Here is an 8,204-nt window from a genome sequence, read left to right on the forward strand (position 1 = left end):
AGCAAAAAGGAGCCTCACGGCTCCTTTTTCTTTTAGAGTCCCAACGCTGTCCCAATCAGCAGCCACAGGTTCAGCGCCACCACCACCACTACGATGGCCCACCCGGTCCGTTTCACCAGCGTTGAGTTGACCAGTTCACCCATCAGGTTTTTGTCGCTGGTAAAGATCAGCAGCGGCACCAGCGCCAGTGCGATGCCAAAGCTTAGCAGCACCTGGCTCATGACCAGAATTCGCGTTGGGTCGAGCCCCATCAGAATCACCACAAATGACGGCAGCATGGTGACGGAGCGACGCACCCACAGCGGAATATGGAACCGGACAAACCCCTGCATCACCACCTGGCCTGCCAGCGTGCCCACCACCGTGGAAGAAAGACCGGCAGCCACCAGGCTAAGACCAAATATCGTGGCGGCAGCATGGCTCAGTAGCGGCTCCAGCGTGAGATACGCCTGGTCGAGATCGGCAATACCGGTGTGACCGTTAAAGTGGAAAGCGGCAGCTGCGGTAGCCATCATCGCCAGATTGACAAACCCGGCGATGGTCATGGCGATCGCCACGTCCCATTTGGTGGCGGAGTAACGCTCTTTGCGCGTCCCACCGTGGAGATGCTGCGTCAGCGAGGAGTGCAGGTAAATCACATGCGGCATGATGGTCGCCCCCAATACCCCGGCGGCCAGGAACACCGCTTCCGAGGTTGGCAGGCTTGGGATCGCCATCCCTTTAGCGAGCTGCGCCAGATTCGGCTGTGAGAAAATCAGCTCGACGATATAGGCCGCCGCGACAAACAGCAGCAGACCGCCAATGACCTTCTCCAGCGGCTTTTGACCCCGACGCTGTAGCATCAGGATCAGGAACGTGGCAATCCCGGTGAGTACCGCCCCCTGCAACAGCGACACGCCCAGAATCAGCTTAAAGCCGATCGCTGCGCCGATAAACTCAGCGAGGTCAGTGGCCATAGCGATGATTTCCGCCTGAATCCAGTAGAGCCAGACGGCCGGACGCGGATAATGGTCGCGAATTTGCTCCGCCAGGTTTTTGCCCGTGGCAATCCCCAGCTTTGCAGAGAGCATCTGAATCAGCATCGCCATCAGGTTAGCCCAGACGACCACCCACAGCAGCTTATAGCCGAAGCTGGCCCCGGCCTGAATATTGGTCGCAAAGTTACCTGGATCGATATAGCCAATGGCAGCGATGAACGCAGGTCCCATTAATGCGAACCGCAACTTGCGCGCGGCTCTGCCACTGCTACCCTCTACGCGACTGTTTGTCATTTCTGCCTCTGAAATATAGCCTTTGCTATGTTTAATGCTATCAAAATGAGAATGATTATCAAGTTCATTTGTGAAGTTTACAGTGATTTCTCTAATAGCTTTGAACGATAGACGGGCGGGTAAGTGGGGCGATCTAACAGAAACTGAAATCGCGCGCGCTTTTGTGAAGACTAGCACACAAACTTAACTTTTCACTCATTTACCTAACATAACAAAAATGTATTGTGGATCACTATTTTTGAGACTCGTCACAGGATGTAACTATAGTGTGTCCTCGATCTCGTTTTCTTTTCCCTTGTTACATAGAATGTGCACGAAAATTAAACCTGCCTCATATTTGGAGCAAATATGGACCGCGTCCTTCATTTTGTCCTGGCACTTGTTGTCGTTACTGCACTCGCATTGCTGGTCAGCACAGACCGCAAAAAAATTCGTATCCGTTATGTTGTCCAGCTGCTGGTCATTGAAGTTTTACTTGCGTGGTTCTTCCTGAACTCCAACGTAGGCCTCGGCTTCGTAAAAGGCTTCTCCGAAATGTTCGAAAAACTGCTCGGATTCGCCAATGAAGGGACCAACTTTGTCTTCGGTAAAATGAACGACGAAGGTCTGGCGTTCTTCTTCCTGAAGGTTCTCTGCCCAATCGTCTTCATCTCCGCACTGATCGGTATTCTGCAGCACATCCGCGTTCTGCCGTTCATTATTCGTGGAATTGGCTTCCTGTTATCCAAAGTGAACGGCATGGGCAAGCTGGAATCCTTTAACGCCGTCAGTTCCCTGATCCTCGGTCAGTCTGAGAACTTCATCGCGTATAAAGATATTCTCGGCAAAATGTCCCGCAACCGCATGTACACCATGGCGGCAACCGCAATGTCTACCGTTTCCATGTCTATCGTGGGTGCGTATATGACCATGCTGGAGCCGAAGTATGTTGTTGCGGCGCTGGTTCTGAACATGTTCAGCACCTTTATCGTTCTGTCGCTGATCAACCCGTACCGCGTTGACGCCAGCGAAGAGAACATCCAGATGTCAAACCTGCACGAAGGCCAGAGCTTCTTCGAAATGCTGGGTGAATACATTCTGGCTGGTTTCAAAGTTGCGATTATCGTTGCCGCCATGCTGATCGGCTTCATTGCGCTGATTTCTGGCCTGAACGCCCTGTTCGCCGCGGTGCTGGGTATCTCCTTCCAGGGGATTCTGGGCTACATCTTCTACCCTGTTGCATGGGTGATGGGTGTTCCTGCGCACGAAGCGCTGCAGGTGGGCAGTATCATGGCAACCAAGCTGGTATCTAACGAATTCGTTGCGATGATGGATCTGCAGAAAATTGCCAGCACGCTTTCTCCGCGCGCGGAAGGCATTCTCTCCGTGTTCCTGGTCTCCTTCGCTAACTTCTCGTCCATCGGGATTATCGCGGGCGCGATTAAAGGTCTGAACGAAGAACAGGGTAACGTGGTTTCTCGCTTTGGCCTGAAGCTGGTTTACGGCTCTACGCTGGTGAGCGTCCTGTCTGCTTCCATCGCGGCACTGGTACTGTAACGTTTACCGTTAAACAAAAAACCGGGAGCCTGGCTCCCGGTTTTTTTATGCCCGCAACTCTTCCAGCGGTTTGGGTTTACCTATCAGGTAGCCCTGCAGGTAATCCACGCCGAAGCGAAGCAGCATCTCCCGCTGCTCAGGTGTTTCTACATATTCCGCTACAACGCACAGCGATTTCGTCTTCGCCAGATTACACATCGACTGGACGATCATCGCATCCATATCGTCTGTACAAATGTCTTTAACAAAACAGCCGTCAATTTTAATGATATCTGCCTGCAGGCGTCTGAGACGCTCGTAGTTGGCGTAGCCAGTACCAAAATCATCAATGGCAATCCGGAAACCGTAATCCCGCAGTTGCTGAATATTGTGGATGCTGCAGCCAGAGTTTGAGAAGGCCTGCTCTTCGGTGATCTCAATCACGACGGCCTGCGGCGCAACGCCGTAGCGTTCAAAGAGCGCGCAAATCTCGTTCGCCACCTCTTTTTGCATCAGCGTGAGCGGCATCAAATTGACAGAGAAACGGGCACCGGCCTGCGTTGCAGGGTGATCGCGCAGCCATACCAGTAATTTTTCCATGACGCACATATCAAACCGATGGCTGAGGTTGAACTGGGCAATCAGCGGAATAAAGCGGTCAGGGGTGAAGATCTCGCCCTCGCTCTCCATACGCGCCAGGATTTCGTAATACCCGCTCCCGTCCGCCTTCTGGATCGGTTGCGCGTATAAATGGAACTGCCCCGCCTCAAGGGCATGCTTAATTCGCGCCAGCATCAGGACACGCTCTGTCGTTTGGCCTGATGCCGCCTCAAGGCTATTTGTGAGCGCGAGAACGTTTTGCTCTCCGCAGGCCTGCTCTGCCAGCCAGCTCAACTGTCCCAGCGTGTGATGCAGCTTTTCGCCGTTTTCGACCATTCCCCAGGACGCGCCAAATTCAATATCCAGCCCGGTGTTGTTCCAGAAAATCTTACGGCTGTTCAGCCGATCGACCATGTGCTGGAGACGCTCGGCGGTTCCCGGTCCCAGTAATACCAGCACCAGTTCGCTTCCCGGAAGCTGGAAGAGCGTCTCATCTTTCTGCAAAAGCGGCTGTAGCGACGTGGCGATCGTACGTTTGCAGTGGACCCGCATGATAATCCCGTAGTGGCGGCTCAAAAACTCCAGGTTATCCATACGCAGAATGCACACTTTGGCTTCCGGATGAATCTCGAGGTAATCCTCCAGCGCACGAATATTGGGCAAACCGGTCAGCGGATCGGTCAGCGCCCTGCCCTGCCAGCCCCGTTTCAGCCACTCGCTGCGCTGGTAAATTCGTGACATGTAAAGCAGACAGATAGCAAAAGAGATAAGCACGGACAGGATAAAAGAGAGCGAATGGCCCGATTCCACCCCGTTAAGGAAGTTGTAGTTGTAGGTCAACAGCAGGAGCGCGGATGCAGCCCACAGCAGAGAGATAAGCGCATAGCTCAGGCGGCTTATCGCTAAGGTAAAAAGAATAAAAATCAGCGGCATCAAGTAGCCCGCAATGACCGGTGATTCAAAAGGACCACATAAAATGACGAGAATGAAGCCTAAAAGCATCAGCCAGACAAAAATAAATAATAGATTCTTGTGATTAAACACGGGCTTCACGCTTCGCCGCCAGAAGGTCATGGCATAACGAGGATTAATTATCATTCTTAATGGGTAATAGAACATCATGGTAAAAATCAATGCCGCACATATCAGGCTTTGTATATCCACAACGTTATAAATTACCGTTCCTTCGCCGAAAAAGGTGGAAATAGTCACCGGAAAATCAAACAAATAGCCTGCCATATACATCGACAGTTTAATACCTAATGGCACAATAAAACCGAGCCAGAATATACGTAGCCCGATGTGCTTGTTAGGGATGCTGTGACGCCAGCGCTTGCCCAGCATGAGGCGCAGCAGGCCGCACGCCGCAAACAGCGCAAAGGTCTGACAGAACAGTAAAACTGAATATTGTAGCGGTGCTAAATTAACATAAAATAAATTAGTGACAGTAAAACCTAACACAATGGGAAGAATTGCCCTGCGCCCAAATAGCAGAATTACTGCCAGCATAACGCTTAGCGGTAGCCATGCTAAATAAACGTCGTGACCATTAACCATTGCGCGGGGGGAGAGATAACGGGAGACAGGTACCGCAATCAGACAAAGTGTCAGGGCAATTATAAATATCTTTACATTATTGTACGTTTTTCTATTCATTAAGCTGATGAGTATATTATCCGTTCGAATCATTGACCGGGTGGATAATAGGTTTATTAATTGCACGAATCAAGTTCAAGTCTATTTATAGACTGCTTTATTGATGTCGATTGAAGTGAGGTACGAGAATACCTTCTTTTTGATAACAAAATACGGGAGAGTGTGTTACAAACACATAAAAAAAACCCTCGTCTTTTGACGAGGGTTTACAATTTTGGTGGAGCTAAGCGGGATCGAACCGCTGACCTCTTGCATGCCATGCAAGCGCTCTCCCAGCTGAGCTATAGCCCCACATGTTACTTTACTAACCGCACTCTGTTGGGTTCAGAGTTTGGTGGAGCTAAGCGGGATCGAACCGCTGACCTCTTGCATGCCATGCAAGCGCTCTCCCAGCTGAGCTATAGCCCCATCGTAAAGCTGTCATGTTGACGGGCGGCATAATATGAATTCCGCTGCGGAGTGTCAACGGCAAAATCAATTCAAGCCATTCAATCGCCGAAAAATCATGCAAATGAATCACTTTGCGAGCCTGCTCGCAGTCAGGAGTTAAGCCTGTCACGTTTTCACGTAAAACGGTGCTATAAAATGAGCCGTTAATTAACCCCACAGATATTCAGGAAATTGCATGATCAAGGAACGAATGACGCCAGAAGAGTTAGCCCTCCTCACTGGCTATAGCCGCCAGACCATCAATAAATGGGTACGCAAAGAGGGTTGGATTACATCACCAAAGCCAGGCGTCCAGGGCGGGAAAGCGCGCCTGGTGCATGTGAACGAAAAAGTCCGTGACTTTATCCGCAGCGCACGTCGGGCAAGTGAAACGTCCGAACTGCCGGAAGGCACCAGCCATGACGGTTCGCTTCACACCCTACTCCTGACGCTGGCCAATGAAATGACGCCGGAAGAGCAGAAGCAGATGACATCGCTGTTAATGCGGGAAGGGATTACCGGATTGTTGCAACGTTTAGGGATTCGCGATCAGAACTGATATGAAAAAATTACGTAGCAAAATGACCACGGAAGAGCTGGCGGAGTGTTTAGGCGTGGCCAGACAAACGGTTAATCGCTGGATACGCCAGCAGGGGTGGAAAACGGAAGGACTCAACGGCGTAAAGGGGGGTCGGGCTCGGCTCATTCATGTTGATGCGCGCGTGAAGGAACATATTATAAGCCTCCCGGCGATCCGTAACCGTCAGGCGGTTTACCATCTCGCGGAGGCAACGTCTGCCTATAATGGACCCTCTTCAAACCTGTCTCCGGGCATTATTGAGACGCTGGAGAGTATGACTCCGTCAGAGCAGAAGCGTCTGGACGCTTTATTGAAACGCGAGGGTATACACGGTTTTCTTACACGTCTGGGTATCGCGGAAAAAGAGGCATAAAAAAACGGCAGGTTACCCTGCCGTTTTTGTAGACGTGATTACTGCTGATTTTCACGTTCAGCGATGAAGTCCAGCGCCTTGTTAATGCGCGCCACGCTGCGTGATTTGCCGATGGCATGAACCGTTACGTCCAGCGCCGGAGACTGACCCGCACCGGTCACCGCAACGCGCAGTGGCATACCGACTTTACCCATGCCGACTTCCAGCTCGTCTGCCGTTGCCTGAATGGCGTGATGCACATTCTCAGCGGTCCACTCGGTGAGTGCAGCCAGCTTATCACGCACCACTTCCAGCGGCTGACGCGCAACCGGACGGAGGTGTTTCTTCGCGGCGTCCGCGTCGAACGCATCAAACTCTTCATAGAAGTAGCGGCAGCTTTCGGCAATCTCTTTCAGGGTTTTGCAGCGCTCGCCGAGCAGTTTCACCAGATCCGCCAGCTCAGGGCCAGTGCGGGTATCAATATTTGCCTGCTCAATGTGCCACTGCAGATACGTCGCCACATATTCTGGCGGCATGGTATTGATGTAGTGATGGTTCAGCCACAGGAGCTTGTCGGTATTAAATGCGCTCGCTGATTTGCTCACAGAGCTCAGAGAGAACAGTTCGATCATCTCTTCGCGGCTGAAGATCTCCTGATCACCGTGGGCCCAGCCCAGGCGCACCAGATAGTTCAGCAGCGCTTCCGGCAGATAACCGTCGTCACGATACTGCATGACGCTCACCGCACCGTGACGTTTAGACAGTTTTTTGCCGTCATCACCGTTGATCATGGAGACGTGCGCATAAACAGGCACCGGCGCGTTCAGCGCCTTCAGGATGTTGATCTGACGTGGCGTGTTGTTGATGTGGTCTTCACCGCGCACAACGTGGGTAATTTCCATATCCCAGTCGTCAACCACAACACAGAAGTTGTAGGTTGGGGAACCATCGGTGCGACGGATGATCAGATCGTCCAGCTCCTGGTTGCTGAATTCGATCGGGCCACGGATCTGGTCGTCAAAGATCACCGAGCCATCCTGCGGGTTAGCAAAACGCACGACGCAAGGCTCATCAGCAGCATGCTCGCTGTGGTCGTGGCGGCAGCGGCCGTCATAACGCGGCTTCTCACCGTTCGCCATCTGCTCTTCGCGCAGCTCATCCAGACGCTCTTTTGAGCAGTAGCACTTATACGCCGTGCCCGCGACCAGCATCTCATCAATGACGGCGTTATAACGGTCAAAGCGTTTGGTCTGGAAATACGGGCCTTCGTCCCATTCCAGATTCAGCCAGTTCATCCCATCCATAATGGCTTCAATTGCTTCCGGCGTGGAGCGCTCAAGATCGGTGTCTTCAATACGCAGCACGAACTCACCTTTGTTGTGGCGTGCGAAAAGCCAGGAATAGAGAGCGGTACGTGCACCACCGACGTGCAGATAGCCTGTCGGGCTCGGCGCGAAGCGAGTTTTGATTTTCATGAAATGGCCTTACGTTATAAAGATGCCGGCAATCGGCAAATCCTGGGGAAAAAACGATGGGCAATATTCTATCACTGTGGGGGGAATCCTCAATGTTGATCCCTTTATCATGACCGGGTTTGCGATTTTTGTTTAGAAATCATGCGCCACAGCCCGTTTCGCGATCGTTTTGTTTAATTTTACGACGAACGAATAAAAACTTTAGAAAATGCGTTGACTCATTTTCAACTCTCCCTATAATGCGACTCCACACAGCGGGGGTGATTAGCTCAGTTGGTAGAGCATCTCCTTTACACGGAGGGGGTCGGCGGTTCGAGCCCGTCATC

Annotated in this window: 6 protein-coding genes and 2 tRNA genes; 3 read left to right on the forward strand and 5 right to left on the reverse strand. The window is 51.8% G+C overall.

All coding sequences use genetic code 11. The features are described from left to right. Positions 1–32: 32 nt before the first annotated feature. Entirely contained in the window at positions 33–1,271 is a 1,239-nt protein-coding gene (locus BM007_RS17330) for an Nramp family divalent metal transporter (RefSeq protein ID WP_024907626.1), read from the reverse strand. A gap of 348 nt (positions 1,272–1,619) precedes the next feature. Here BM007_RS17330 and BM007_RS17335 point away from each other — a divergent pair, with 348 nt between their 5' ends. Beyond that, complete coding sequence (locus BM007_RS17335; protein WP_024907625.1) at positions 1,620–2,807, forward strand: NupC/NupG family nucleoside CNT transporter; 1,188 nt, start codon at positions 1,620–1,622, stop codon at positions 2,805–2,807. Between the two features lie 45 nt (positions 2,808–2,852). On the opposite strand, the gene BM007_RS17340 is transcribed toward BM007_RS17335, so the two are convergent. The 3 genes from BM007_RS17340 to BM007_RS17350 all read right to left on the reverse strand — a co-directional run bounded on the left by BM007_RS17340 (position 2,853) and on the right by BM007_RS17350 (position 5,450). Further along, positions 2,853–5,042, reverse strand: a complete 2,190-nt coding sequence (locus tag BM007_RS17340; RefSeq protein WP_024907624.1) for a sensor domain-containing phosphodiesterase — start codon at positions 5,040–5,042, stop codon at positions 2,853–2,855. Between the two features lie 215 nt (positions 5,043–5,257). Next, a tRNA-Ala gene (locus tag BM007_RS17345) sits at positions 5,258–5,333 on the reverse strand. 41 nt (positions 5,334–5,374) lie between these two features. Next, positions 5,375–5,450: transfer RNA gene (locus tag BM007_RS17350), tRNA-Ala, on the reverse strand. A 217-nt stretch (positions 5,451–5,667) separates the two neighbouring features. Between BM007_RS17350 and BM007_RS17355 the strand changes: the two genes are divergently transcribed. Next, entirely contained in the window at positions 5,668–6,030 is a 363-nt protein-coding gene (locus BM007_RS17355; RefSeq protein WP_048992413.1) for a YfeC-like transcriptional regulator, read from the forward strand. Between the two features lies 1 nt (position 6,031). Beyond that, entirely contained in the window at positions 6,032–6,424 is a 393-nt protein-coding gene (locus tag BM007_RS17360) for a YfeC-like transcriptional regulator (RefSeq protein WP_032645222.1), read from the forward strand. Between the two features lie 38 nt (positions 6,425–6,462). On the opposite strand, the gene gltX is transcribed toward BM007_RS17360, so the two are convergent. Next, on the reverse strand, positions 6,463–7,878 hold the full coding sequence (gene gltX, locus BM007_RS17365) for a glutamate--tRNA ligase (RefSeq protein WP_090420052.1): 1,416 nt from the start codon (positions 7,876–7,878) through the stop codon (positions 6,463–6,465). Positions 7,879–8,204: the final 326 nt, after the last annotated feature.

This window comes from Enterobacter sp. NFIX59 (genome assembly GCF_900113755.1).
In the GTDB taxonomy this organism is placed as follows: Bacteria; Pseudomonadota; Gammaproteobacteria; order Enterobacterales; family Enterobacteriaceae; genus Enterobacter; species Enterobacter pseudoroggenkampii.

Coding starts and splice junctions, on each gene's coding strand:
- BM007_RS17330 (WP_024907626.1), bottom strand. CDS start 1,271: ATGACAAACAGTCGCGTAGAGGGTAGCAGTGGCAGAGCCGCGCGCAAG.
- BM007_RS17335 (WP_024907625.1), top strand. CDS start 1,620: ATGGACCGCGTCCTTCATTTTGTCCTGGCACTTGTTGTCGTTACTGCA.
- BM007_RS17340 (WP_024907624.1), bottom strand. CDS start 5,042: ATGAATAGAAAAACGTACAATAATGTAAAGATATTTATAATTGCCCTG.
- BM007_RS17355 (WP_048992413.1), top strand. CDS start 5,668: ATGATCAAGGAACGAATGACGCCAGAAGAGTTAGCCCTCCTCACTGGC.
- BM007_RS17360 (WP_032645222.1), top strand. CDS start 6,032: ATGAAAAAATTACGTAGCAAAATGACCACGGAAGAGCTGGCGGAGTGT.
- gltX (WP_090420052.1), bottom strand. CDS start 7,878: ATGAAAATCAAAACTCGCTTCGCGCCGAGCCCGACAGGCTATCTGCAC.